At 37.9% G+C, this 26,586-nt stretch carries 27 protein-coding genes; 11 read left to right on the top strand and 16 right to left on the bottom strand.

What is annotated here, in order from left to right; all coding sequences use genetic code 11:
- Positions 1-3: 3 nt before the first annotated feature.
- Together ACLCDV_RS02700 and ACLCDV_RS02695 are read right to left on the bottom strand one after the other, a co-directional pair.
- Complete coding sequence (locus tag ACLCDV_RS02700; RefSeq protein ID WP_411972857.1) at positions 4-345, bottom strand: tRNA-binding protein; 342 nt, start codon at positions 343-345, stop codon at positions 4-6.
- Positions 342-551, bottom strand: a complete 210-nt coding sequence (locus tag ACLCDV_RS02695; protein WP_120333145.1) for a hypothetical protein — start codon at positions 549-551, stop codon at positions 342-344. Before ACLCDV_RS02695 ends, ACLCDV_RS02700 begins: the two co-directional genes overlap by 4 nt.
- Positions 552-638: 87 nt before the next feature.
- On the opposite strand from ACLCDV_RS02695, the gene ACLCDV_RS02690 reads away from it, so the two are divergent.
- From ACLCDV_RS02690 to ACLCDV_RS02670, 5 genes are all read left to right on the top strand, one after another.
- On the top strand, positions 639-1,235 hold the full coding sequence (locus ACLCDV_RS02690; RefSeq protein ID WP_411972856.1) for a porin family protein: 597 nt from the start codon (positions 639-641) through the stop codon (positions 1,233-1,235).
- A gap of 171 nt (positions 1,236-1,406) precedes the next feature.
- Entirely contained in the window at positions 1,407-2,177 is a 771-nt protein-coding gene (locus ACLCDV_RS02685) for a succinate dehydrogenase cytochrome b subunit (protein ID WP_333576944.1), read from the top strand.
- A gap of 57 nt (positions 2,178-2,234) precedes the next feature.
- Entirely contained in the window at positions 2,235-4,169 is a 1,935-nt protein-coding gene (locus ACLCDV_RS02680; RefSeq protein ID WP_317668549.1) for a fumarate reductase/succinate dehydrogenase flavoprotein subunit, read from the top strand.
- A 14-nt stretch (positions 4,170-4,183) separates the two neighbouring features.
- Positions 4,184-4,957 carry a succinate dehydrogenase/fumarate reductase iron-sulfur subunit gene (locus tag ACLCDV_RS02675; protein WP_317668550.1) on the top strand — a complete coding sequence of 258 codons (774 nt, stop codon included), beginning with the start codon at positions 4,184-4,186 and terminating at the stop codon, positions 4,955-4,957.
- Positions 4,958-5,119: 162 nt separating this feature from the next.
- Positions 5,120-8,872 (top strand): ATP-binding protein, encoded by a 3,753-nt coding sequence (locus ACLCDV_RS02670; protein WP_411972855.1) that lies wholly within the window; start codon positions 5,120-5,122, stop codon positions 8,870-8,872.
- Positions 8,873-9,181: 309 nt separating this feature from the next.
- Here the strand turns inward: ACLCDV_RS02670 and ACLCDV_RS02665 are convergent, their stop codons facing one another.
- From ACLCDV_RS02665 to ACLCDV_RS02655, 3 genes are all read right to left on the bottom strand, one after another.
- A complete protein-coding gene (locus ACLCDV_RS02665; protein ID WP_317668552.1) occupies positions 9,182-10,108 on the bottom strand; it encodes a hypothetical protein in 927 nt (308 codons plus the stop codon).
- Positions 10,109-10,207: 99 nt separating this feature from the next.
- Entirely contained in the window at positions 10,208-11,359 is a 1,152-nt protein-coding gene (gene gmd, locus ACLCDV_RS02660; RefSeq protein WP_046674906.1) for a GDP-mannose 4,6-dehydratase, read from the bottom strand.
- Positions 11,360-11,607: 248 nt separating this feature from the next.
- Positions 11,608-12,162 (bottom strand): lipocalin family protein, encoded by a 555-nt coding sequence (locus tag ACLCDV_RS02655; RefSeq protein WP_075994619.1) that lies wholly within the window; start codon positions 12,160-12,162, stop codon positions 11,608-11,610.
- Positions 12,163-12,216: 54 nt separating this feature from the next.
- On the opposite strand from ACLCDV_RS02655, the gene ACLCDV_RS02650 reads away from it, so the two are divergent.
- The 3 genes from ACLCDV_RS02650 (at position 12,217) to ACLCDV_RS02640 (ending at position 14,261) form a co-directional block, all read left to right on the top strand.
- The gene (locus ACLCDV_RS02650) at positions 12,217-12,549 is read left to right on the top strand and encodes a hypothetical protein (protein ID WP_313188686.1); all 333 of its coding nucleotides are present in this window, start codon (positions 12,217-12,219) and stop codon (positions 12,547-12,549) included.
- An 87-nt stretch (positions 12,550-12,636) separates the two neighbouring features.
- The gene (locus tag ACLCDV_RS02645) at positions 12,637-13,551 is read left to right on the top strand and encodes a lysylphosphatidylglycerol synthase transmembrane domain-containing protein (protein ID WP_411972854.1); all 915 of its coding nucleotides are present in this window, start codon (positions 12,637-12,639) and stop codon (positions 13,549-13,551) included.
- 2 nt (positions 13,552-13,553) lie between these two features.
- Entirely contained in the window at positions 13,554-14,261 is a 708-nt protein-coding gene (locus tag ACLCDV_RS02640; RefSeq protein ID WP_411972853.1) for an SDR family NAD(P)-dependent oxidoreductase, read from the top strand.
- A 159-nt stretch (positions 14,262-14,420) separates the two neighbouring features.
- Here the strand turns inward: ACLCDV_RS02640 and ACLCDV_RS02635 are convergent, their stop codons facing one another.
- From ACLCDV_RS02635 to ACLCDV_RS02620, 4 genes are read right to left on the bottom strand one after another with little or no spacing between them, the layout of a single operon-like run.
- On the bottom strand, positions 14,421-15,794 hold the full coding sequence (locus ACLCDV_RS02635; RefSeq protein ID WP_411972852.1) for an alpha/beta hydrolase family protein: 1,374 nt from the start codon (positions 15,792-15,794) through the stop codon (positions 14,421-14,423).
- A 12-nt stretch (positions 15,795-15,806) separates the two neighbouring features.
- A complete protein-coding gene (locus ACLCDV_RS02630) occupies positions 15,807-16,391 on the bottom strand; it encodes a YIP1 family protein (RefSeq protein ID WP_317668556.1) in 585 nt (194 codons plus the stop codon).
- Positions 16,381-16,872, bottom strand: coding sequence for a hypothetical protein (locus ACLCDV_RS02625; RefSeq protein ID WP_317668557.1), 492 nt, complete (start codon positions 16,870-16,872; stop codon positions 16,381-16,383). Before ACLCDV_RS02625 ends, ACLCDV_RS02630 begins: the two co-directional genes overlap by 11 nt.
- Before the next feature lie 45 nt (positions 16,873-16,917).
- Positions 16,918-17,217 carry a DUF2089 family protein gene (locus ACLCDV_RS02620; RefSeq protein WP_411972851.1) on the bottom strand — a complete coding sequence of 100 codons (300 nt, stop codon included), beginning with the start codon at positions 17,215-17,217 and terminating at the stop codon, positions 16,918-16,920.
- Between the two features lie 123 nt (positions 17,218-17,340).
- Here ACLCDV_RS02620 and ACLCDV_RS02615 point away from each other — a divergent pair, with 123 nt between their 5' ends.
- A complete protein-coding gene (locus ACLCDV_RS02615) occupies positions 17,341-18,075 on the top strand; it encodes a lysophospholipid acyltransferase family protein (protein ID WP_317668559.1) in 735 nt (244 codons plus the stop codon).
- Between the two features lie 7 nt (positions 18,076-18,082).
- Here the strand turns inward: ACLCDV_RS02615 and ACLCDV_RS02610 are convergent, their stop codons facing one another.
- Together ACLCDV_RS02610 and ACLCDV_RS02605 are read right to left on the bottom strand one after the other, a co-directional pair.
- On the bottom strand, positions 18,083-19,213 hold the full coding sequence (locus tag ACLCDV_RS02610) for a glycosyltransferase (RefSeq protein WP_317668560.1): 1,131 nt from the start codon (positions 19,211-19,213) through the stop codon (positions 18,083-18,085).
- On the bottom strand, positions 19,197-20,171 hold the full coding sequence (locus tag ACLCDV_RS02605; RefSeq protein WP_411972850.1) for a lysylphosphatidylglycerol synthase domain-containing protein: 975 nt from the start codon (positions 20,169-20,171) through the stop codon (positions 19,197-19,199). Before ACLCDV_RS02605 ends, ACLCDV_RS02610 begins: the two co-directional genes overlap by 17 nt.
- A gap of 100 nt (positions 20,172-20,271) precedes the next feature.
- On the opposite strand from ACLCDV_RS02605, the gene ruvC reads away from it, so the two are divergent.
- Positions 20,272-20,838, top strand: coding sequence for a crossover junction endodeoxyribonuclease RuvC (ruvC, locus tag ACLCDV_RS02600; RefSeq protein ID WP_088160095.1), 567 nt, complete (start codon positions 20,272-20,274; stop codon positions 20,836-20,838).
- Here the strand turns inward: ruvC and ACLCDV_RS02595 are convergent, their stop codons facing one another.
- Complete coding sequence (locus ACLCDV_RS02595; protein ID WP_046674895.1) at positions 20,839-21,885, bottom strand: hypothetical protein; 1,047 nt, start codon at positions 21,883-21,885, stop codon at positions 20,839-20,841.
- 387 nt (positions 21,886-22,272) lie between these two features.
- Between ACLCDV_RS02595 and ACLCDV_RS02590 the strand changes: the two genes are divergently transcribed.
- Positions 22,273-22,746 (top strand): Lrp/AsnC ligand binding domain-containing protein, encoded by a 474-nt coding sequence (locus ACLCDV_RS02590; RefSeq protein WP_046674894.1) that lies wholly within the window; start codon positions 22,273-22,275, stop codon positions 22,744-22,746.
- A 37-nt stretch (positions 22,747-22,783) separates the two neighbouring features.
- Here the strand turns inward: ACLCDV_RS02590 and ACLCDV_RS02585 are convergent, their stop codons facing one another.
- Genes ACLCDV_RS02585 through ACLCDV_RS02570 form a run of 4 tightly spaced genes read right to left on the bottom strand, consistent with a single transcriptional unit; the run spans position 22,784 to position 26,483 of the window.
- A complete protein-coding gene (locus ACLCDV_RS02585) occupies positions 22,784-23,848 on the bottom strand; it encodes a M20 family metallo-hydrolase (RefSeq protein ID WP_317668563.1) in 1,065 nt (354 codons plus the stop codon).
- On the bottom strand, positions 23,838-24,644 hold the full coding sequence (gene proC / locus ACLCDV_RS02580) for a pyrroline-5-carboxylate reductase (protein ID WP_411972849.1): 807 nt from the start codon (positions 24,642-24,644) through the stop codon (positions 23,838-23,840). Before proC ends, ACLCDV_RS02585 begins: the two co-directional genes overlap by 11 nt.
- 27 nt (positions 24,645-24,671) lie before the next feature.
- The gene (gene argB / locus ACLCDV_RS02575) at positions 24,672-25,469 is read right to left on the bottom strand and encodes an acetylglutamate kinase (protein WP_070570388.1); all 798 of its coding nucleotides are present in this window, start codon (positions 25,467-25,469) and stop codon (positions 24,672-24,674) included.
- Positions 25,470-25,520: 51 nt separating this feature from the next.
- Entirely contained in the window at positions 25,521-26,483 is a 963-nt protein-coding gene (locus tag ACLCDV_RS02570; protein WP_075990879.1) for an acetylornithine carbamoyltransferase, read from the bottom strand.
- Positions 26,484-26,586 lie beyond the last annotated feature (103 nt).

The raw sequence follows: 26,586 nt of genomic DNA, 5'->3' as shown, positions 1-26,586 counted from the left end.
AACTTAACTAAGTTTAGATCCATTTGGTAATTTTTTATCGACAGATGTCAAAATAATATCTCCATTTTCGTCAGGAAATCCGGTCACTAGACACTCAGAAAAGAAATTAGCGATCTGCTTTTTGGGGAAGTTCACAACTGCAACAACTTGCCTGCCAATCAACTCCTCTTTGTTGTAGTGTACTGTAATCTGGGCACTACTCTGTAATACACCAATTTCATCTCCGAAATCAAGTTTCAATTGATATGCTGGCTTTTTAGCTCTTGGAAAGTCTTTTGCTTCTAAAATCGTTCCTACCCGTAAATCCACTTTCTCAAAATCGCTCCAACTAATAGCATCACTCATAATCGGTTGCTACTAATATCCTCAATTTCTTTACCTATCGTAAATAAAACATAGGAAGGCTTCCGTCCCAAACGCAAAGACAATCTATTGATCAGTTTATCTTCCTCTCCTGCTTGAAAAGCTAAATCTTCATCACTTAAGTGGTTGTACTTGCGACGGAGTTTTTCTTTGGCTACTTGCCATTGTTCTTCGTTAATTTTCAGCATAACTCAGATTTAGGTATAAAATTTGTATATCTTTACTGAACTGTAAAAGTTTGTTTAAAGATACAATATATACATAAATAAAAGATTATGAAAAAGATTTTACCAGCATTACTTTTGATTTGTGGTAGCGTTGCAACGGCACAGGCACAGCTTCTGCCTGGGTTTGAGGTGGGTTTAAAAGGAGGCCTGAACTTCTCTAAGCTTAAGAGCGATGGCAAATATTTCAATTCTGACACAAAAGCAGGCTACCAAGCAGGTCTTTACGGACGTGTTGGTGTATTGGGATTCCATATTCAGCCTGAAGTTTACTTAACAGGTAAAAACACGACCGTGAAAGCAGAAAATGGCGAATCGACAGATGTAAAATTTACAACGGTCGATGTTCCAGTATTATTAGGCAAACGCTTTGGCTTGGGTCCGATTGGAGCAAGGATTCAAACTGGCCCGATATTTTCGTTTAAAGTAGATGATAAGCAAGATAAAGTCATTGACCAATTGAACCCAAATAACTACAAAAAAAGTGGCACGTCTTGGGCATTTGGTGTAGGCGCTGATATTTCAAGCTTGCGTGTAGATCTACGTTACGAAATGGGCTTAAATAAAGTCAACAACGAGAGCCAGGCTAATCCGAAAATTAACATGTGGAGTATCGGTTTAGGCTATAGGTTATTCAGTATTCTATAGTTCATTAAACACTGTTCATATACCGTTAGAAAGTCCGTTTTTATTCAAAACGGACTTTTTATTTCAATAAACTTTAGAACCGTTCTAAATTATTGCTTTTTCTTGTCAAAATGGTATCATATTTAATAGCAAATAGTAGATTTGCCTAATTCAAATTAAATTACAAGGATAATGAGTAAATCAAAGCCAGTTTTCAGTTCTTCGATTGGGAAGAAGCTAATCATGAGCTTAACAGGAATCTTCCTATGTTTATTCCTAGTTGTTCACTTGGTTGGTAACTTGCAATTATTTAAAGATGATGCGGGTCTAGCGTTCAACAAGTACGCCTATTTTATGACTCACTTTACACCAATCAAAGTTGTTTCTTACTTATTGTATGCTTCGGTAATTGTTCACGTCATCTACGCTATTACATTGTCGATGAAAAACAAAGCCGCTCGTCCTATTGGTTATGCCAAATATGATGGTCAAGCAAACAGCAAGTGGAATTCACGCAACATGGGTATCTTAGGTACTGTCATTTTAGTATTCTTAGCTACGCACATGTCTAATTTTTGGTGGAAATTTCACAATGATGAAGTACCGTACATCGAATACCGTACTGATTTGGCAACTGGACAAACCACAGTGAGAGAACTTCAAGCTTCTGAATTCCACGACTACCAAGAAACGGTAGAAAACAACGTTCAAATCTTAAAGGCAAGAGATTTGTATAAGCAAGTTGACTTTGCATTCAAAAATGTTGCATTGGTCGCTTTGTATGTTATTGCGATGGCAGCTTTGGCATTCCACTTAATTCATGGTTTCCAATCTGCGTTCCAAACTTTAGGTTTTAACCACAGAAGATATATTGGAATCATCAGAGCAATCGGTGTTTGGGTATTTGGGGTATTAATTCCAATTGGCTTTGCAATAATGCCATTGTTTTTCTTCTTTAAATAATTCAGAATCTTTTAAGATAAAGCTCAGGCTTTATCGATCAATATAAAATTAAGAGATATGTTAGATTCAAAAGTACCAGCGGGCCCATTAGCCCAAAAGTGGTCAAATCATAAATTTAATCTTAAGTTGGTTAACCCTGCTAACAAACGTAAATTTACTGTTATTGTTGTTGGTACAGGTCTTGCTGGAGCCTCTGCTGCGGCATCTTTAGCTGAATTAGGATATAATGTAATTACCTTCTGTTATCAAGATTCACCTCGTCGTGCGCACTCTATTGCAGCACAAGGTGGTATCAATGCAGCAAAAAGTTACCAAAATGACGGGGACTCAGTTTTCCGTTTATTCTACGATACAATCAAAGGTGGTGACTACCGCTCGCGTGAGGCAAACGTTTACCGTTTGGCAGAAGTGTCTGTCAACATCATTGACCAATGTGTTGCTCAAGGTGTTCCATTTGCACGTGAATACGGAGGTCTATTAGACAACCGTTCTTTCGGTGGTGCGCAAGTTAGCCGTACGTTCTATGCACGTGGTCAAACGGGACAACAGTTGTTGTTGGGTGCTTATTCAGCGTTAAACCGTCAAATTAAAAAAGGAAAAGTAAAATCGTATACACGTCATGAGATGTTGGACTTGGTTATGATCGATGGTCATGCTAAAGGTATCGTAACTCGTGACCTAGTTTCAGGTAAAATAGAAACTCATGCTGCACATGCAGTATTGATGTGTACTGGTGGTTATGGTAACGTATTCTTCTTGTCTACAAATGCAATGGGATGTAACGTTACAGCAGCTTGGAGAGCACACAAACGTGGTGCTTATTTTGCGAACCCTTGTTATACTCAAATTCACCCAACGTGTATCCCGGTAACAGGAGATCACCAATCTAAATTGACATTGATGTCAGAGTCTTTACGTAATGACGGCCGTGTATGGGTTCCTAAAACTCAAGAAATGGCAGAAAGATTACGTAAAGGTGAGATCAAAGCCAATGATATCAAAGAAGACGACAGAGATTATTTCTTGGAGCGTAAATACCCTTCATTCGGTAACTTGGTACCGCGTGACGTGGCCTCTCGAAATGCAAAAGAAGCTGTTGATGATGGTCGTGGTGTTGGTAAAACAGGTTTCGCTGTATTCTTGGATTTTAAAGAAGCTATCGGTCGTCTAGGCGAAGATGCAGTACGTGCTAAATACGGTAACTTATTTGACATGTACTACCAAATCACTGATGAGAACCCTTATAAACAACCAATGCGTATCTACCCTGCTGTTCACTACACAATGGGTGGTGTATGGGTTGATTACAACTTGATGACTACAATCCCCGGTTTGTATGCTTTAGGTGAGTGTAACTTCTCTGACCACGGTGCAAACCGTTTAGGTGCATCTGCATTGATGCAAGGTCTTGCCGATGGTTATTTCGTAATTCCTTACACTGTGGGTGATTACTTAGCTAAATTAGGTTCATTCGCACCAGTAGATCATACCCATCCTGCTTTCGAGACTACTCGTAAAGAAGTTGAAGATAAAATCAACAAATTGTTGTCGTTAAACGGTACACAAACTGTTGATGATATCCACAAAAAATTAGGTCTCATCATGTGGGAATATTGTGGTATGGCTCGTACAGCCGAAGGATTACAAAAAGCACAAGGTTTGATCCAAGAATTGAAAAAAGAATTCTGGACAAACGTTAGAGTTCTTGGAGAGAACGAAGAATTAAATCTTTCTTTAGAAAAAGCTGGTCGCGTAGCAGACTTCTTAGAGTTAGGTGAGTTAATGGTTGTTGATGCATTGCAACGTGCTGAGTCTTGTGGTGGTCACTTCCGTCTTGAAAGCCAAACTGAAGAAGGTGAAGCAAAACGTAACGATGATGAATTCGCCTATGTATCTGCTTGGGAATACAAAGGAGACAATGTACCTGAGGAATTACACAAGGAAGACTTGGTATTCGAGAACGTTCAGTTAACACAAAGAAGTTATAAATAAGAAGGAAAATTATCATGGCACAACATATGAATTTAACGCTGAAAGTTTGGCGTCAAAAAAATGATAAAGATAAAGGTCAATTTGTAACTTATCAGGCAAACAATATCGCTGATGATATGTCTTTCTTAGAGATGCTTGATATTGTCAATGAAGAGTTGACTCGTAAAGGAGAAGATCCTGTATATTTCGATCACGACTGTCGTGAAGGTATCTGCGGGATGTGTTCATTAGTAATCAATGGTCGCCCCCACGGTCCTAAAGAAGGTACAACAACATGTCAATTGCACATGCGTAGCTTCCACGACGGACAAACTATCGTAATTGAACCATGGAGAGCTGCTGCATTCCCGGTATTGAAAGACCTTGCAGTTGACCGTACTGCTTTTGACCGCATTCAACAAGCCGGAGGATATGTAAATATCAATACTGGCGGTGTTCCTGATGCGAATGTTATTCCTATTCCTAAACGTATTGCTGACGAAGCTTTCGAATCGGCAACATGTATAGGTTGTGGTGCTTGTGTTGCAGCGTGTAAAAATGCTTCTGCAATGTTATTTGTGTCTGCAAAAGTATCTCAATTTGCCTTGTTACCACAAGGTCAAACCGAACGTTACGAACGTGCGCAGGCAATGGTAGATCAAATGGACGCAGAAGGTTTCGGTAACTGTACAAACACGGGAGCTTGCGAAGCTGAATGTCCTGTAGGCATCAAATTAACAAACATTGCTCGTTTAAACCGCGAGTATTTGACTGCTAAAATCTTCAGACAAGAAGAGCCTCACGTTTAGTTGCATTTTCCATCTTCCGTGGTTTCGTTAGCATCAATAGCGGCGAAAACTCACTGAAGATCCTTTCTGACCATTGGAAATAAGCAATCCAGAAAAATAATATAAAAGTCCTTGCCCTAAGAAAGCAAGGACTTTTTTTTATATTTACAATAATGTAAATTGATGAACGTGAATTCTGGTATAAAAATTCGACTACTCTTACTTATCTTGACTTTATGCTTTATAGGAACAGCTATCACCATTAAAGAATCTGTTACCAATAAGGAAATACTAGACATTGATACAAAATCACTCAATGACTACATCGCGCAACAAGAAAAAAAAGTCGATCGTATTTTCAATGATTCACTCCTGCTCAAAACATTTAAAAACTACGATCAGTATCCGATAGCAGTTTATCAGGCTTTTGAAAAATTTAAAACCAACGAGAAGGTTTTTCTATTTCTTTTTAAGGACCATGAACCTAAAATGTGGAGCACACATCTATTCGTGCCTATCACAGATCAGGGATTCCCAGAAAAATCCAATTTTATTCAGGATGATAACCGCTCTTACGTTGTTCGAAAAAAAACAATTGGCAATATCAGTATACTCGCTTATATTATTGTAAAAGGCTATACAAATAATAACAACCCCTATTTAAATAGCTCTTTGCGGAGAAACTTCTTCGACTCCAGAAATATTGACATTGCCTCCTATACAGACACGGTCACGATTAAAAATATCTATAGCAATGAAGGGTCTTATCTGTTCTCCGTTAAGCTAAAAGATGGAGAGCATGAAAATGCCTATACAATTTTGCAATTCTTCTGTTGGCTACTTGCCTGGATCGCGTTACTGATCTTCTTCAATAGCCTCTGCTTACATATGGCCAAGACAGGAAGGGCCTGGTGGTCTGCGGTATTGCTATTGTCGGTATTTAGCCTTGTCAAATTTGCCGATCTTAAATGGAACCTGCTGTCCGAGAATGCGACATTTTCAATTTTCGATTCGCGAAATTACGCCTATAATCGCTTCTTCCCCAATATATGGTCCGTGATGTCCACCACCATATTGGTACTATGGTTGGTTCTATTTATCTATTCAATTCGCAAAGAGCTCAACTTTGACAAAATAAAAAACATCCGGCTCTTTAGAATTCCTATCGCAATCGGATTTATTCTAAGTATATATCTATCCTTCGGTCTATTGTATGATATCGCTGGTACATTGATTACACACTCCAACAATATCTATTTTGATTTCACAAAACTTGTCGATTTACATTTCTTAAGTTGGGTAGATCTAGGCATTGTTGGCATGGGTATTTTGGCCTTAAGTATCTACATTGATCTCGTACTATTTTTTCTTAAAAAATTAGAATTAAAACCGACGCAGCTACTCAATATTCAACTGGCATGTGTCATTTTTGTCATCCTGATCATTTCCTTCTATATAGAGAAAAATAGCCTGGTCAATTTGTTACTCGCGCTGATCATCCTTATTAAATCATTTGGCGAGAAGTATTTCGACCGACATATATTAACAAATTATATCGCGGTACTGATACTTTGGGCAATCATAAGTGCGATCACGCACGCACGTTTCTATCAGGAACGGAACTTAATCGACATGAAAATCTTGTTGAGTAATCTACAATCAGAAGATGATGTCAATGCTGTTTCATTATTCTCTGATATTGAAAGCAGCATAGCAAACGATCAAGAATTAAAACATTTATTTAATATCAGTCTACCCTATACCAATACCGAAGGGATCAACGATTTTATCAAGAAAAAGTATTTTAGTGGCTATCTTTCCAAGTATGAGTTCAAAGCATATTATTATGATCAAAATAATATTCCGCTCAATCCAGCCAGTCAGAATAAGATCAATGAATATCGAGAAAAGGTAATCAACAAATCGATAAAAGTCACGCAGAACTTCTACCGTGCCAGTGCGGAATTAGGTACGCATGAATACTTCTCCATTATTCCTGTCGCCATTGACCAAAATAGGGTTGTCAATGTCATCATCAATCTTTCCAATAAAGATTTTAGTTATACGGTTCCCTATCCCGAAATCCTCACTGATATGCGGATCAACAATTCACAATATTATAATAAAGGGGATTATTCGATAGCCCTCTATAAAGGAGGCTCTTTAATAACACAGTTTGGAAAATATACCTACGAGAACAATTTAAGGGGGCTGAAAGGTGTTCCAGGAGAATATATTCAAGTACTGGACCGTGATGCATACCTACACATGGCTTATGTTGCCAATAAATTCTCAACATATGTTATCAGTAAACAGAAACCTTCTTTTTGGGATTATCTAGCGACTACTTCATTTTTGTTCTTGGTATTTTTTATGATTTTCATGTTTTTCCATTTTATAAAATCATTCTATATCTTTCTTAAGAACACCAAGCTAACGTTCCGTAATTTAAAATATCAGTTCTACAAAATAATAAATAAAATACAGTATTCTACACGTATTCAGACCTCCATTATCTCATCAGTAATACTGGCGATCCTTATATCGGCGGTAATTTCGTATATAAGTATCAACAAGCAGCTTTATAATAATAATAGAGCAAGTAAGGAACGTTTTATTATCGAATTAGGCAAACGGATGGAAAATATGTTGACCTACACGGATGAAACATCCACCGAAACGCAGCTTATCAGCATGCTCAAGACATTATCTGAAACTATTTCCAAAGACTTCAATCTTTATTCCAAATCAGGCAGGTTACTTTATAGCTCACAGCGTAGAATCTACGATCTGGAGCTTTTCTCTACATTCATTAATCCAGCTGCACTGAAGAATCTTTCTATCTTAAAAAAATCGGAGACGATTGAAGATGAGCGTATAGGCACTTTTCAATTTGAGACCAGTTATGCCACCATCAGGGATAAAAACTATAATACACTGGCTTATATAGGGATACCAAACTTCTCGCTTCAGAAGGAAGAAAACATCAATAAAAATCTTCTTTTAAATACGATAGTGAACATTTATTCGCTGATCATCATAGGCTTTGGTTTTTATGCGACATTTGTGGCCAACAGTGTCACCAATCCCTTGAGCATCATCAGTAAGAAGATCTCACAACTACGCCTGGGACAACCCAACGAACCTCTGTTTTGGCAACGCAATGATGAAATAGGTACATTGATCAAAGAATATAATCTCATGATCATCAAACTTGAGGACTACGCTAATAAAATCAAAGATACGGAACGTGAATCCACTTGGCGCGAGATGGCTCAACAAATAGCCCATGAAATCAAAAATCCGCTGACACCTATGAAATTAGGCATTCAGCAACTCCGCAGATCGTACAAAGACGAGGATCCTAAATTTCCAGATCGCTTCAATAAATTCTCCACTTCATTTATCGAACAAATCGATGCATTGACGCATATTGCCTCAGAATTTTCGCACTTCGCAAAATTCCCAAATACGGTAATGGAAAACATCAATATTGTAGAAAAAGTAACAAAGTCCATTTCCTTGTACAACAATACACCAAATGTAAGTATTCGTCTCATTAACAATGTCGATCACAAAACCCTTATTGTTAAGGCGGATGGTAATGAATTATTGAGAACCTTCAATAATTTAATAAAAAATGCGATTGAAGGCGGTTATGGGCGAAAAAACATGAAGATCGAGATTTCCATTGAACGCTACTCAGACAAATTTGTCAAGATCGACATCAAAGACAATGGTTATGGAATTCCCAAAGAGATGCAGGATAAGATTTTCCAGATTAATTTCACGACAAAGAGTTCAGGAAACGGTTTAGGGCTAGTTCTTGTCAAAAAAACAATTGAAGCCAGTAATGGACAAATTTATTTTGAGACTGTAGAAGGCGAAGGTACAACCTTCCATATACTGCTTCCTTTGCAACAGATAGAGTCTTAATATGTGAAGATAGCAGTCAACAAAAATAAGACATCGAAGAAAGCTTATATGCGCTCCATCTTCAGTGTCTCTAAATAATAAGGACCTGCCGCTCCATTTGTGTAAAGAAGGGGCCGTCACACCAACTGATGTAAATAAAAATATAGCACTCAATTAGGGCACAACTTAAATCTGATAGCATAAAACTAACAGTTAATGGATAGCCTTATTATTATATTTTAAGGATCAGATAACAAGAACAGTATACTATAAACAAAAAAGCTCTTTGCGGTCATGCAAAGAGCTTTTTTGTTTATAGTATATCTATTTTTAACGCAATACAACAGTAGATCGTCCCATGATTGCATTATCTTCATATAGCAAAACAGTATAGGCTCCTTTAGAAAATCCATCCTCTGCTGCCCAATAAACGATATAATCCTCGCCTTTGTTGGTAAATAGAATATTATGTTTAAAAGTATATTGCAATTTCTCACCGTGTACATAGAAAATATTATCGCCTTGTACGACCAAATTTCCTTGTGGATCTATAATTCTGACATATATATCACGTTCTCCACTTTTAGCCAACGGATTATCAGCAATGGTAAAGTTGATTTTTAACTTATCGATTTTTTTAGCACGCTCTTCTACAAATTCCTTTCCATTCTTTTTGACCTGAAGGCCATTTATACTGATACTTGAAACCTTTAATGCTGAAGCAGTCGCAACCTTCTCTTTCAGATCCGAATTTGATGTAACTAATGAAGTAATCTGTTTTTCCTTTTCGACAACAGATTCGCTCAAATTGGAGTTTTGCTTCGATAAAATCTGATTTTCCTGAATCAGCCGTTGCACATTTACACGATAAGTATCCACCTGCTTCTTAAGCTGATTGATCTTATGCTGTGCTTCATCGATATCTTTTGGAGTAATACTCTTATTTTCAAGCTTTTTACGAAGCTCTGCGATCTCAGCTCTAGAATCATCCTTCTGCACGGACATCTCTGGAGTCAATTGGACATTTTCTACATCAATTTTATCCAATTCAGCTTCAATACGATCGATTTGTACCTGCAAATTTTCTTTTTCAACTGTAAGTGTATAGACCTTTTCACCATTGGTCTTAAACTTGACATAAAAATATATGTTCGTTGCAAGTAATGCTGCTATCGCAATGATAAAGAAGTAAATCTTCGAAGAATCTTTCTTCTTTTCTTCTTCTTTCTTACTCGAAACAACTTCTGAATTTATCATAATATACTGTCATATTCATAGGTATAAATCTATAAATTTATACTATTGAATGTTTAAACAAAAATTATTCCAGTTTTATTTTTTATTACCAATTATGAATTATTCAAAATAATTCAAGGTCTCAAATCCGCCTTGTTTTAAGTATTCTTCCTTTCTCATCAGGTGAAGATCGGATTGTACCATATCTGTTACCAACATCTGAAGATCATATTTAGGCGTCCATCCAAGTTTTGTATTTGCTTTAGTCGGATCACCAATTAATAAATCGACTTCAGTTGGCCTATAATATGCTGGATCAACTTTGACAACTGTCTGACCGAATTTAATCAGCGATTTATCAATATTTAACTGGGCTAGGCGCTCCTCGTCAATATCGATAATTACCCCCTTCTCCTGCTCTCCCTTTCCACTGAACTCAATCTCGATTCCCAATTCTGCAAAAGCCATGCGAACAAAGTCTCTTACAGTTGTTGTCACACCTGTAGCAATTACAAAATCTTCTGCGGTTTCTTGTTGTAGAATCAACCACATTGCTTCTACATAATCTTTGGCATGCCCCCAGTCGCGTTGTGCCGATAGATTACCAAGATATAATTTATCCTGTAGCCCTAGCGCGATTTTTGCCACAGCTCGGGTAATTTTACGTGTCACAAAAGTCTCTCCCCTTACAGGGCTCTCGTGATTGAATAAAATTCCATTACAAGCATACATCTTATAGGCTTCACGATAATTGACAGTAATCCAATAACCGTACATTTTTGCTACAGCATAAGGACTTCGCGGATAAAAAGGTGTTGTTTCACTTTGTGGAACCGCTTGCACCAATCCATACAGCTCGGAAGTAGAAGCCTGATAGATACGGGTTTTCTCAATCATTCCCAATAATCGGACTGCTTCAAGAATCCGCAATGTACCGATACCATCGGCATTTGCAGTATATTCCGGTGTATCAAAACTAACTTTTACGTGAGATTGCGCCGCAAGATTGTAAATTTCGTCAGGCTGTGTTTCCTGTATAATACGAATTAAGTTGGTTGAATCCGTCAAATCACCAAAATGCAAGGTGAAATTTCTATTGTCAAGATGGGGATCTTGATAAAGATGATCAATACGATCTGTATTGAATAAAGAACTGCGACGCTTCAAACCGTGTACTTTGTAACCTTTCTTCAATAGGAATTCTGCTAGATAGGCACCATCTTGTCCTGTTATACCTGTTATTAAAGCAGTTTTCGTGTTTTGTTCAGCCATGTTTCTCTCTAGATTAAGCAATACCTGACGAAATCGTTAGGTATATATCCCATTTTCATACTTAAAATAAGCTTATCCGCTCACAAGATTATCATGCATAGTTGGCTTTTTCACTGTATCGGTAAATTCCGCAGCCTATGACACAAATAAATCATAATGAATTGGGAGTGTAAAAGTATTAAATTTTAAACAAAAAAAGCCATAGGAATTCCTATAGCTTTCTGTAATTCTTCTTTTATCGTTTACGTTTAGTTCGAACGCGTAAAATTAAATACTAAATAGGCTTCTCCGTTAGCAACAGTCAATGGCATACGCATAACTAATTTATTCCCATCCGAATAAGATAAATCCAAACGGTAACCTGTTGTTACATTCTTCGCCTTATCGCCTGCATAGATCTTTTTAAATTGAAACTGAGGTTCTCCTAAGCCTTTTCCAGGATTATAGATAGACCAAAAGATCTCACGTGATGCGCCCGGAGCACATAAAGTTCCTTGTGCATTAAAAGTAATAGATCCTTTACCATTTCCAATAAAATTCCATGTACTACCTACGAAACATTCTGCAGGAGCTTCTTCAAATACACTTTTAATCGTGAATGAAGAAGGTAAATTCTCTCTATCGATTGTATTCAACGTCCATGTACCTTTTACAGCGGATTTCCAATCCGAAGCACTTGGACCAGAAGCTGCACTCGTGTTGGAAGAAGGATTTCCAGTTGATGTACCTTGCTTTTGTGCTCCACAAGAAAATAAGGTCACCGTAGCAAAAATAGTTGCTAATGATAAAACGAATCGATTCATATCTATAAATTTTAATTTCAAATTGTATTTTTGGGGTAAATTAATCCACAAAACATGAAAATCACAGCCAAAAATCATACCATAAGCAAAATAATCGCAAAAACGCTGTTAAGGTTATTTATCATTTTATTGGCCTTTGCTTCTTATCCGCTTTTTTTAGGACAGGAAGCAAAAGGGAAATTGAATCAAATCAGCCTTGCTTTTACGAACAAGATAGCTCTCATCGCTCCTATCTTGTTATTTTGCTTCATCATTGGATTAATGATCGCTGTGCTCAAGCACAAATATAACAGAATTGACCTAAATTGGCTATTTTCTCTTGCGACTATCTTTGGTATTTTATATTTGATATTATTGTATTCAAGAATTTACCCAACGATTGCTTAAGTGTAATTGCACAATTCGCCAAAGTTTCTAACTTTGGATTCTCCAAAACGCTAATTACAGCCGAACAAGATTGGATGTATAATTTATATGGATAAAAAAAAAGGGCTCAAAATAGCCAAAAATATAGCAAAGATTGTCGTTACTGTAGGGGCCTTATACTGGGTATTCAGCAAGGTATCTCTCAAGGATCTGAAAGAAGCGGTAATCAACTCCAATCCACTCTATCTATTCTTTGCTCTAGTTGCTTATAGTATCTCTATTTTTATTTCCTCTTCGCGCTTATTGACCTTTTTAAAGGCAATAGGTTTGGATGTTACGGAAAAATATAATTTAAAACTATACCAACTTGGCTTATTTTACAACCTCATTTTACCAGGTGGCGTTGGGGGAGATGGTTATAAGATATTCTTCCTCAGGAAACGATTCTATATTAAAGGACGAAAATTATTTACAGCCTTATTTTTAGATAGATTAAGCGGACTATGGGCACTATGCCTAATCATTGCAGCGCTAGTCACCTATATGCCACAGCTAGGGATTCCAAACTATCTGACCATCATTTTATTTATTATAGGGAGCATTCTCTATTACTTTATCGTAACCAAGTTCTTTAAGGAATACAAGGCAACATTTCTAAGCGCGCATTTAAAAGCTATTGGTGTACAATCAATGCAGGTTATCGCAGCAATCCTCATTCTTTATGCCTTAGGTTTTAGCGGCAAGTTCTCTCCGTACCTATTTTTATTCCTTGCATCTTCTTTGGTTTCAATTATTCCGTTTTCTGTTGGGGGATTGGGCATGCGCGAACTTGTGATTATGTGGGGAGCCGGCATATTCCAGGTCGACTCACACAATGCTGTTTTAATCACCTTGTTATTTTATATTATTTCCGCTTTCGTTGCTCTTTCGGGAATTTATTTTATCTTTCATCCGCAGGCAATTGGAGAGGACAAATTACCTTCCGCAGAAGAAGTTGAACAAAGTCAAAAACTAGAAGAATAAACATGGCAAATATTATTATTACAGGCGCAAGCAGTGGTGTTGGATTTGAAGCGGTACTGGATTTGACCTCTAAAAAGGACAATAAAGTAATTGCATTGGCTAGATCAGCGGACAAACTGAGAAAACTCCATGAAATTGCCGGTCAGCTCAATTATGATGGTGGCACTTTATATCCGGCCCAATTTGATATTGTTTACGATGACTATGCTACTCTTGTTCCCTTCATCCAATCAAAATTTGATAAGGTTGATATCTTGATTAACAATGCTGGAGCACTCATCAATAAGCCATTTATGGAAACTGATGGAAAGGATTTTGCTGAAATGCTACAAACCAATGTGATGGGACACGTCAATATGATACAACACATTGTTCCCATGATGCAATCAGGCTCACATATTGTCAATATTAGCAGTATGGGCGGATTTCAGGGATCCATGAAGTTTTCCGGACTTTCGGCATATTCAACCAGCAAAGCTGCATTAGCAGTGCTTACAGAATGCTTAGCGGAGGAATTTAAGGAAAAAGGAATCAAAGTGAACTGTCTAGCCTTAGGATCTGCACAGACTGAAATGTTCGAAGCTGCTTTTCCAGGCGTTGAAGCGGGTACTTTAGCCTTTGAAATGGGACGCTATATCGCAGATTTCGCTCAAAATGGGCATCACTATTTCAATGGAAAAATACTTCCTGTCGCCAAAACAACACCCTAATTGGAATAGCGCACTTCAAAGAGATATCCCTTGTTCTAATACACTCAGGTTGATCTAATATAGTCAGGACCATTTAATGTACTATTAAATGGTCCCGATTTTTTTAAACCTATTTGATCCGGAAAAAATATTAAAATTCGCGGCCTTTAGTTGATTAAATCAATTTGTTTTCAGTTTAAGCCACTTTGTCAGATCATCCATCAATTGTTCATTAAAGCTCTCTGAGTTTTCAAAATATTCTTCAATTTTTCCTGTTTGCGCATTTTGAAAAAGGTGATTCAAATTAGGATAATCCTTAATGGTGACGTTAGTGGTGTTTAAACGCAGGTGTTGGAGACAATAAATGTTTTCATTCGCCGGGACTTGAACATCCTTTCCGCCGAAGGAAGCGAAAATCGGTACTTTCACCTGCTTCAGATAATAAGCTGGATCGATGCGAAGAAACGTTCTAAACCAGGGGCTCATCATTGGACTAAGTTTAATCTTCATATCAGGAGTCAGTGGATTCCCGTTATTTTGCTGAATAAGTTCTTTTTCCAACGATTCGGCCAATACTTTTGGTGGCTCGTCTTCCGATAGAATCGTATACAATTTTCGATTATTTGCTTTATTGGTCTGCAAAGCAGCTTCAGATAATCCACCCGCTTTTCCTAAAGCATAGCTCTGTAAAATCAGCAAAGAATCTCCTTTGATCACAGGTCCAGACAGGAGTGCAATATAGTTTACTTTACTATTCTCGGATGCCACGATTTCGGCAATTAGCGCTCCCTCACTATGGCCAATCATCCCGATTTTATCCACATCAACTACAGCTTTTTTGCTTAGAAAATCAACTGCAGCATTGGCATCAGAAGCAAAGTTAATCGTTGTCGCTAAATTAACTTCTCCTTTGGAACCTCCTATACCACGATCGTCGTAGCGTAATACAGCAAAACCATTTTTCGTAAGATGATCTGCGAGCACTTTAAAAGGTCTGTGGCCAAACATTTCAGAATCTCTGTTCTGCTGTCCGCTGCCGTTGACCAATACCACAGCTGGAAATGGTCCTCCACTCTTTGGATATGTCAAAGATCCTGTCAAAAATGCGTTGCCCTTACTATTTTTGAACGACACCTCCTCCTCTACATAACTATATGGAGGAAAAACATCCTGCTTGCGAGAAAGTCCACTCTGCTCATTTTCACTTCTAACCAGAATCATCGCAGATTCGAACGTTCCCTGTTTCATCACCCCTTTCATCACATCTTTGTCCCGATCTAAAAAGCCAGCATACAGAAGACCTATATTCCTAACGTCCATCCAAATGGAATCGTGCTCTATACGTATTTGAGTGATTGCAAATTTTTGCGCTGTTTGCATCGGACTCTCAAAGGTTCCATTCCACTTCCCTGTGCTATCTTTTTGAATATTGAACACCAGCAGCAGCTTCTGCCCCGAAACCTCAACCTCGCCCTTCCATGAGCCATCAAATGTCTGCGCGTGGGTACATGAAAAATGAAAACAAATGATAAATAGGTATAAAATTTTTCTCATTGTCGTTTTTTACTAGAAATTAAACTGTATGCATAAATCCAATATAAAATATAATGCCACAAATACTATACTAATTCCAATCTTCTTATTATTAACGGCTACATTCATACCCTTAACCAATAAATAGAATTGGTAGAATAGCAATAGCAAACTGATTATTCCAAACATACCAAATAAAAATAGCTCAGTTTTATCAACTCCGGCCAATGTATGATCGCCGTTTTGCACTGCTTTTAATACTTGATCAGTGAATTTATCCTGGTGTAACAACTTCCCTAAAAATAAGGCAAGATAGAGCGGAAATGGTATAATCAAAACGACATTCATGACATCAATGATTCTGGTCCTTCTGTTTAATAACATCCCTGCACCGTAAAGAAGTGTAAAAGGAGCCAAAACCATACAGGCATGAACGCCCAAGACAGCCCATATAGAAACCCCTTTATCTGGCTGATAGAAATGCATAAATCCATTAAACTGCTGGCCCGATAAATAAATAATATAGCTTGATAACAAAAATCCGATAACACCAGCAAAGAATAGTTTCCACTCCGGCAATTCCGCAAATGGATTCTGAAAAATCTGTTTAACTTTCATTTTTTAAGAATTGAGATAAGCTCAACTTTTCGATTTCTACTGGATTTTGGGTCCCAATAAGTAATATCTTATCAGTTTCCAATCTAAGTTGTAAGCCCATATTACCACGAGCTGAAAAAGCCAGCCCTTTCTGCCCTCTCCGAAAACCCCATCCACCAAACTCACCAATCGGGTTATATTTTCGTACCTCAACAGCACGAATATCTGTCCAACGTATCCTTTTACGATAGAAATTAAACGGAAAAAAAAAGACTTCAATTCCATCTTCACGAATAGTAGTTCTTAATCGTAGAACGCCAAACAATCCCCATAATACCACATTGATCCAAAACCCCGGTAATTGAAATAATGGAGCAAAATTCAACCGCAAGAGTTCATGCCAGTGCACAGAAAAACTGGCCACACTGACAGATAACAGGATCAGACAGAGCCACCAGCTAAAAAAAGACTGGCTTTCGGTATAAAGCGTATTATTTTTCATCTTGATATAATTCTTTGTTTATCAATCATTCGATTGCCCAGACTGCTAAATACTTCTATTTCTGCCACCATTGTTTGTATGATCAAGCGATTTCAATTTGCGAATCAGATCATCGAGAATATTACGGACCGTCGGATAAGATTTGCCCATCTGACTTGCCATTTCTTTTAAACTACCTGAGTGCATCAAAAAATTCAAAACAAATTCTTGCTCCTCTACAGTAAGCTGCATCAACGCAGGTAAAGAAAACTTACCTACAACTTCGGTTTCACAGGAGTCACACACCAATTTAGCGACTTTTAACTTCGCCTCACAACAAGGACAATCAACCGGTATTTTTTTCATTAAATAATAACATTATTAACATTGTTAAAGATAATATTAATAATGTTAAAATAAAAGATTATAAAATCAATATTTTTCAAAAATCATTGCTTAATGATATATTTGTATCATTAAATAACGTTTATGAAGAAGTTTTTAGGCTATTTCCTATCTATTATATTTTGGTTTTGTTTTGGTTTATCCCTAATTATTTTCCACCCCATACAGTGGTTATGTTTAAAGCTGGGTGGATACAATGCACATAAAAAGAGTGTAGATATATTAAATGCATGCCTCGTTGCCTGCTATTACACGCTATTTAATCGGGTGACATTTATTGACAATAAAAGTATTCCAACAGGACAACCCATTGTCTTTGTAGCAAATCACCAAAGTACTTTTGATATTCCTCCAATGATCTATTTCTTGCGTAGATTTCATGGGAAATTTATTTCTAAAATAGAACTTGCCAGTGGCATACCTAGCATCTCCTTCAACTTAAAACATGGTGGTGCCGCAAATATAGATCGCAATGATCCCAAGCAATCTATTGCTGAAATATTGAAACTTGCCAATAATATGAAAACCAAAAACTGGTCCGCGTTTATTTTTCCAGAGGGAACAAGATCGAAAACCGGAAAAATGAAGGCCTTTCATGTTGGTGGAATTGCCACTTTACTAAAGAAAAATCCGAATGCACTCGTTGTTCCTATTGCCATTAGAGGGTCATATGAAATGGTACAATATGGCATGTATCCATTAACGCCATTTCTTCATATGACCTGGGAAGTGCTAGATCCTTTGGATACGGAGGGTAAGAATATTGAAGAGATCGTTAAATTAGCTGAGGAAGCAATAAAACTAAAGGTCGAAAAATAGGAATAAGCTACTTGACCTGCCTTCCTTTCCAGTCGTACTTCCCTACATTGCCCAATATGCCTATATAAGCCAGATAAAGGATATGAGCCAAGCTCAATAAAGGAAGATACCATAAGAGTTCCTTTCTGCTTGCGAACCTTGTCAAAGGTTCAATAAAAATAAATTCGACGACCATCTTTAATAGCAATGCAAAAAGTACAACCCAAGCAACGAATTTCACACCGAAAAGAGCAAGAACTGAAGCTACCAAAATCAATAAATTAAAGAACCAAATGGAAATCCCCAATGCGATGACACCTTTATTTTTATATTTGGTACTTTTTGAAGCCCAGCGTCTTCGCTGGCTAATGAATGACTTCAAATCCGGTTTGGCATCCGTATAAACAACAGCATCTTTTGATTTACAAAACGTTATTCGCTCGGGGTATTGTTCTGCTACCTTATGTAAAAAAAGTTCATCATCACCGGATGCAAGCTCGTCGATCCCTTTAAATCCGCCCATTTGTTTAAAAATATCCTTTCGATAGGCCAAATTAGCACCATTACAGGTCGTTGGTTTTTTGTTACCAATACCTGCAGCGCCCAGACCTATCAAATACAAAAATTCCAGGGTCTGCAGTCGTTCAAAAAAACTCTTTTCTTCTGAATACACCACTGGAGAAGATTGTAGATAAGCACCTTCTTTCTCAAATGTGCTGATAACCGTTGCTAACCAATTCGATCCCATGCGGCAATCTGCATCAGTGGTAATAATAATTTCACCTTGACAGCATTCTATCGCCCTTGAAATTGCTAGTTTCTTATACGAATTCAAACGTCCGTTTTCATTCAATTGAATAAGCTTAACACCTTTCTCTTCATATTCTTTCACAATCAAAGACGTATTGTCGTCTGAATGGTCATCGATAATAATGAGCTCCAGGAGCTCATTAGGATAATTCTGCCCGAGTATGGATTCAATGGTGCGTCTAATATTTAACTCCTCATTCCGCGCAGCGATAATCACAGATACGGTCATTGTTGGCCTAATAGAATTGTTAGGTTCCGAAATCAAGGACCAGCCTCTGCGCATCCATAAAACTAGAATTGCATATACGCAGGCAAAAATGATCAATAAATAGTTAAGAATTTGTATCACCGAAAAAATTAATCTTAAAAACAAAAATAGAACCAAATATAGCTGGAAGAATCAAATTAACGAACCAAATACAGGAAACAATAGCCATTACAGCAATCTCTTGTGTGGTAATATAGCTATATAGATTGCTGGCAACAAAACTTCTCACACTGAAATCAAAAATATCCAATGTAGGTAGAGCTGCCTGAACAAAAAACAGGATAAAAATCATCAGAATCATGGATAAAAGTGGTAACTCAGGCAAAGTTAGCTTCATCAAGATGATATACTGCGAAGTAAAAATAACAAATCGCGCCAAAGAATTTAAAAGAACAATACTGAGCTCGCGCAGTGAATAATGCTCCAACACTTCAAAGAAGGGTTTAATTCGCGTCAAAAACTTAATTTTACCGACCAATAAATCGATCCATTTTACATTGAAATATAAGATGACAAATCCTGCAGCATAGATAATAGCAAGTAGCCATACCCCAAATTGTACTGTTAAAGGAGTAGAAAGAAATTTACAGATAAACCAAGCGATACTTAGTGATCCCGCAACGCTTGTAAGCACCAATTGCGCAAATAATCCAACGCCCATCGCTACGGCTCCCTTTGCTCGATGTTGGGGCTGTAGAAAAAGTACCCGCCCGCCATATTCTCCAATCCTATTGGGTGTAAAAATAGCCCAGGTAAGCCCGCAGAAAACGGATTGGAAAGCCTTCCAAAATGAAATATGCTCCAGTTTAGATGCAAGATACCGCCATTTCACAACTTCAAGCAACCAATTGACAAGCATTAAAACCACAATTAAAACAAGGGTCCAAACAACCGAATGCTGCTCCAAACCAGCAATTAGGGTTTTGAACTTCTCAATATTGCTTCTATCGGATACCTTCACAACGATATACCAGGTCGCTAGGGCGAAAACCAGTATCTTCAATAAAAGACTGATGTATTTTTTTTGTCTTCCAGTCAACTTTTGATAATTAGAGAGCAATGTTACTAAATTTTAGCCAAATGATTAAGTTTTGTCGAACGCAATCCGCGAATAAAACGCAAAATTTGTATTATTGTATATGCAGAAGGAAAAGGCGAAAGAAAGAATAATTTTAGGTATAGACCCCGGAACAGTAATACTTGGGTATGGTATCATCAAAGAAGTCGGCAATAACATATCCTTGGTCTCCATGGGGGTCATCAAAATGGGACATTTAGATGACCATGCCCTAAAACTACAACGTATATTCAAAAAAACTTCTGCTCTAATGCAGGAATATAATCCCGACTGCGTAGCTCTTGAATCACCATTTTATGGCAAAAACATACAGGTCATGCTCAAATTAGGGCGAGCTCAAGGTGTTGCCATGGCGGCGGCGCTGGCGCAAGATATCCCAATCTTTGAATATTCTCCAAGAAAAATAAAACAATCCGTTACAGGGAATGGAAATGCTACAAAGGAGCAGGTTTCCGCTATGCTAAAAAATCTATTAAAATTTGAGGAAACACCACAATTTTTAGATGCCACCGACGGATTGGCAATCGCTGTCTGTCACTCCTTTCAGAAAAATGCAGTATCAGGCAGCAGCAAGTCGTACACTGGATGGTCCGCATTTATCAAAGACAACAAAGATCGGATCAAATAATTACATTTGCACCTGACGAATCACATTCTTTACATTCAACTCAACAATATCAGTCATTGTTTTGCATTTGAGGTAAGAGTTATTTTGATAAAATTCAGCATAGCCCTCACGTAGCTGTTTGATATTCTCCTGCGTCGAAAGGACCTGCGTTTGCGAAGCATCCCTCAGATCAGCGATCCGATGTCTTTCACTCCGGACTCTATGCACAATGGAAGAACGCTCCTCCTGTTGATATTGCAACACAGTTTTTTCATTTAGATGTTCCATCGCTAATTTGACATAGGGAAGATTCTCCTTAAAAAATTGTGGCATATATACTTTCGGATTTCCTTCATAAAACTGCTGGTCAAAATCTATGGCCCGAATTCGAAACTGGAAATCATCAAAATCTGGTGTAATCTGCATCACAAAATTGTAGGCCCTCATATCCCCCAACAACGTAATAATACATCGTTCATTAAACTTGACAAATTCTTTGGAAATCCGTGTCAGATTATAATCAGGCGAGAACATACGTGTTTTCGAAAAAGTGTCCCCGGGAATTCCAACTATATGTTCTTCAACCAAAGTATCATGGTCTACCATATAATTCACCTGATTGGGCGACAATATTTCTTCTAGCTCCAATCCATATATTCGCGACGCATCGGCCTGCTTGATGTAAAAATAATCGTACACATCATTTAAACGATTTACGATACGAATACGAAATGGTTTCGTATTACCAAAACCGCAGTACTCTACACGATCAATATATTTATGTTGTACGATTCGCGTATTACCCGATGCTTTCAGTTTAGCATATATCACCTTTAATCCGTCATACAATTGGTCGATAAGATATTGCGGATACAGTGGAGTCTCCCAAAAAGTATCATTGCCAAATTTATCCATGACAGGTACTGTCTCCGTAAAATTCAGTAGATCTTTGTATCCTATCGGTAACTTTTCGTCTCGCTGATACAGCTTAAGGTATTTATGAAGTCCTTCCCCTACTTCAAAAATTGGTTTCTTTTTCGAAATCTTTACATCTTGAACTTCTTCCATCTCTATTCCGTATTTTATTTTTCGTTTACTTAAACATCACACATTTTGCTACATTTTGCCCCATCATATTATAAATTTGAACTGATTAGATCTTCAATATGCCAACTGTTTTTCCTACTTCTAAAAAAGGCAATACTAAATAAATTGATCATAATCTTGATATCAAACATGAAAACAATCACTTAACCTATAATAAGATCACCATGAAACAATTATAATCACTTTCAATCAAAAACATATAACATTATCAATATGAATAAGTATTTTTTATTAAATTTACATCTATAAACCGAAAATTCTTAGTAATTTTGAAATAAATTTAATTATTTTAGCTATTGGTCAGATCTTGATGTAACGACCAATTAATGAACACAAAAACCATTGTTAATGGAAAATCAATATGCAAACTATGATCTAGACAATTTGGATATCCAAATCTTGTCTATTCTAATGAACGATGCCTCTATTCCTTATACAGAAATAGCAAAAAAGCTAATTGTATCAGGTGGCACAATTCACGTTAGAATGAAGAAGATGGAAGAACTAGGTATCATTAGAGGGTCAAATCTAATTATCAATCCTCAAAAAGTCGGATTTGATATCACGGCCTTTTTGGGTATCTATCTTGAAAAAGGTTCACAATATGCAGATGCGGTAGATAAATTGAAAGAAATCAAAGAAGTGGTCGAATTACACTATTGTACTGGCCAATACAGTATTTTTGCAAAAATTATCTGTAGAGATACAGTTCACCTGAGAAAAGTATTGAATGAAGATATTCAATCCGTACCGGGGATTCAACGTACCGAGACGATCATCTCTCTCGAAGAGAGTATCAAACGCCAAATCAGCTTAGTCTAGTATAAAAAAAAGCTTCCATAAAAATGGAAGCTTTTTTTTATACTATCTTTTCTAACATTGCGATATAGAGATCGATCCCTGCTCTAATTTCATCGATATAGATAAACTCATCTGCCATATGCGACCGCGCGCTATCACCAGGTCCCAGCTTCAGAGAAGGGACAGGAATAAGAGCCTGATCGCTCATCGTCGGTGAACCATATACTTTACGTCCCAGTACAATACCTGCTTTGACGATTGGATGCGTTTCAGGAATAGAAGAAGATTTCAGGCGCGTCGATCTCGCTGTGACCTCTGATTTTACATGAGACTTGATAATATCCAACGTCTCTTCATTCGAATAAGCATCTGTGGTTCTGACATCGACAACAAAGTTACAAGTAGCCGGTACCACATTGTGCTGTGATCCCGCCTGAATTACGGTTACCGACATCTTAATTGGGCCTAAAGTTGACGAAGTTTTCTCAAATGTATAATTTTGAAACCATTCAATATCCTTGATCGCTTTATAGATCGCATTATCGCCCTCATTACGTGCGGCATGTCCAGCCGTCCCTAAAGCGGTGCAATCCAACACCATGAGTCCCTTTTCTGCAATCGCCAAATCCAATAAGGTTGGTTCACCCACAATTGCAAAATCAATTGGACCAATATCATCCAAAACAGATTCTACACCGTTCTTACCTGAGATCTCTTCTTCGGCACTGGCGACCAGACAGAAGTTATACTTCAATTCCGTCTGCTGGTAAAAATACAAAAATGTAGCTATCAATGATACCAAACAGCCCCCAGCATCATTGCTTCCCAAGCCGAACAATTTACCTTCCTCTACAGTGGCCGCCAAAGGATCTCTTGTATAACCTGTATTTGGTTTTACTGTATCGTGATGGGAATTAAGCAATATCGTAGGTTTAGTGCTATCATAATGGGCGTTATACACCCAGATATTATTGCCTTTCCGATGTGTTTTGATAGCACGCTCCTGAAAGAAGCGATCAATTAAATCTGCCGTGAACTCTTCCTCCTTACTTAAAGACGACAGTCCAATTAATTGTTTTAAAAGGGCTAGAGCATCTTCAAATAGACGCTGTTTATCCTTCATGGTATAGTCCTCCTGCTTTATCCGCAGACAGTTTAATTCCTTTTATAAAAGCAGAACTAAAACCGTTATGTTCCATTTCGTTCAATCCCGCTATTGTACAGCCCTTTGGTGATGTTACCTTATCAATCTCGCCTTCCGGATGAGCATTGGTATGCAATAACAAATCGGCAGCACCTTTTGCAGTTTGCACGGCCATTTTTAATGCGTCATGCGCATGAAATCCGATCTCAACTCCACCTTGTGAAGCAGCACGAATAGCACGTAGGAAGAATGCGATACCGCAGGCACACAATGCCGTTGCCGATGTCATAAGGTCTTCATTAATAACAACCACTGAACCGACAGTTTCAAACATCTTTTCAACCTCCTTCAAACTATCGTCTGAAGCATTGTCGCTGGCGATACAAGTCATTGATTGCGCTATTGCTATTGCTGTGTTGGGCATTGCCCGTATAACCGTGGCATCCGCCCCCAACTCTGCTTTTAAATCGGCACAAGAGACTCCTGACACGATGGAGACAAAAATCTGATTTGTCTTTTCAATTACAGGCGCCACTTCCACCAATACCTTCTTTAGTTGCTGAGGTAGTATTGCGAAAACAACAATATCAGCCCCCTTTACAGCGAGACTATTATCATTACTTACTGAGAAGCCCTGGCTCGCCTCTTCGGCCAATGCATTCAAATTTCTCCTCGTCAATGTAATATCGGCAGCATTTGCAAATTCACTTTTTACAAGTCCTTTTGCCAAGGAAAGACCGATATTACCGCTTCCGATAATGGTGACCTTTTTCATAGCGATCGTTGGGTTTAGGTTAGATTTTTATTTTAATGTCAAGCAGGTACCAAATTGTCCTTGTTGAAACAAATGTAAATTATTAGCATTTCCAATATAGACCTCTTGAACACCTTTATTTATAGCATTGAATGCATTTTGCAACTTAGGGATCATCCCGTCATTCACCACGCCGGACTCCTTAAGATGTTCAAACTCTTCTGACTTAATCGTTGGGATTACTGAATTCTCATCCGTTACATCGCGTAAAACGCCGTTCTTCTCGAAACAATAAACCAAAGAAGTTTCATATAATGAAGCCAAAGACACCGCCAATGAAGAAGCTATAGTATCCGCGTTGGTATTGAGCAATTGTCCAAGGCCATTGTGTGTAATAGCTGAAAACACAGGAACAAACCCTGCTTCCAAAAACTTCTTGATGGCTAGGGTATTTACAGAGTCATGCAACAAATCACCTACAAAGCCATAATCGACATCTTTTACAGGACGCTTTATAGCTTTTATGACATCCCCATCAGCTCCGGTTAATCCAACAGCATCGCATTTCAAATTTTGCAACTTAGCAACGATTGTCTTGTTTGTCAAGCCAGCGTACACCATTGTTACAATGCGTAACATTTCCTCATTTGTCACACGACGCCCTTCTATCATTTGGGCTTCAATTCCCAGTTCACTAGCAAGGCGAGTCGCTATTTTACCACCGCCATGTACAAGAATCTTTTTCCCTGACAATGCAGAGAACTTTTCCAAAAAAGAATCCAATTGGCGTTCATCATCAATAATATTCCCGCCAATTTTAATTATATTTAATACACTATTAGCCATTACGCAACTTTTCCCAATAAAAATAGTTTTTCAATAATTTATAGGATTGGACTATGCCAAATCCTCTAACATACGTTTCAAAACAACCTGAGCAGCCCATACGCGGTTGCTAGCCTCTTTAATCACGAGTGAATTTGGTCCATCTAAAATCTCAGAAGACAATTCAAGATCTCTTCGTACTGGCAAACAATGCATTACTTTGGCATCATTCGTCAAATTGAGCTTCTTGTTATCCATCATCCAATCTTCATCAACACCATATACCTCGCCATATTCTTGATAAGAAGACCAGTTTTTCACATAGACAAAATCAGCATTCTTTAAACTTTCCTCAAGATTATTAGATATGGTTGCTCCAGCGGTAAATTCTTCACTTAACTCATAGCCCATAGGCTGAGCTATCGTAAAATCGACCAATCCCTCTTCTTGTGCTTTGCACATCCATTCTGCGAAAGAATTAGGTACCGCCTGAGGTAATGCCTTAACGTGTGGGGCCCAAGCCAATACCACTTTCGGCTTTTCAGTCTTCTTGTACTCAGTAATGGTAATCATATCTGTCAAACTCTGCAGTGGATGGCGTGTTGCACTCTCTAAGGAAACAACAGGAACACCACAGTACTTAATGAATTTGTTGAACAGGTCTTCGCTATAATCCTCTTCACGATCTTTCAATTTTGGAAAGGAACGTAGTCCCAAAATATCACAATACTCGCCCATAACAGCAGCGGCCTCGCGGATATGTTCAACAGTTGTCCCGTTCATCACAACACCATCCTGTGTTTCAAGCGCCCAACCATCTTTATCCATATTCATGACCATCACATTCATACCCAAATTCATTGCCGCTTTTTGTGTGCTCAAACGCGTACGCAAACTCGGATTCAAAAATACAAGTCCCAACGTTTTATGTTGACCAAGGTCCTGATTGTCATATGGTGCCGCTTTCAAAGCTAACGCTTCTTGAACAACGTCTGCTACACTAGACACATCCTTAACAGAGAAAAACTTTTTCATCTATATCTATTTATTCGAGTGCATTTTCAACGGGCAATTAATAGGCCTGTCACACTCAGTATATATTCTAACTACTACAGCGCAATCAAATTTACACTAGCCG

The organism is Sphingobacterium sp. Lzh-3, assembly GCF_046764375.1.
Taxonomy (GTDB): domain Bacteria; phylum Bacteroidota; class Bacteroidia; order Sphingobacteriales; family Sphingobacteriaceae; genus Sphingobacterium.
Note: the sequence above shows the minus strand (reverse complement) of the source record. Positions and strands in the feature narration are given on the sequence as shown.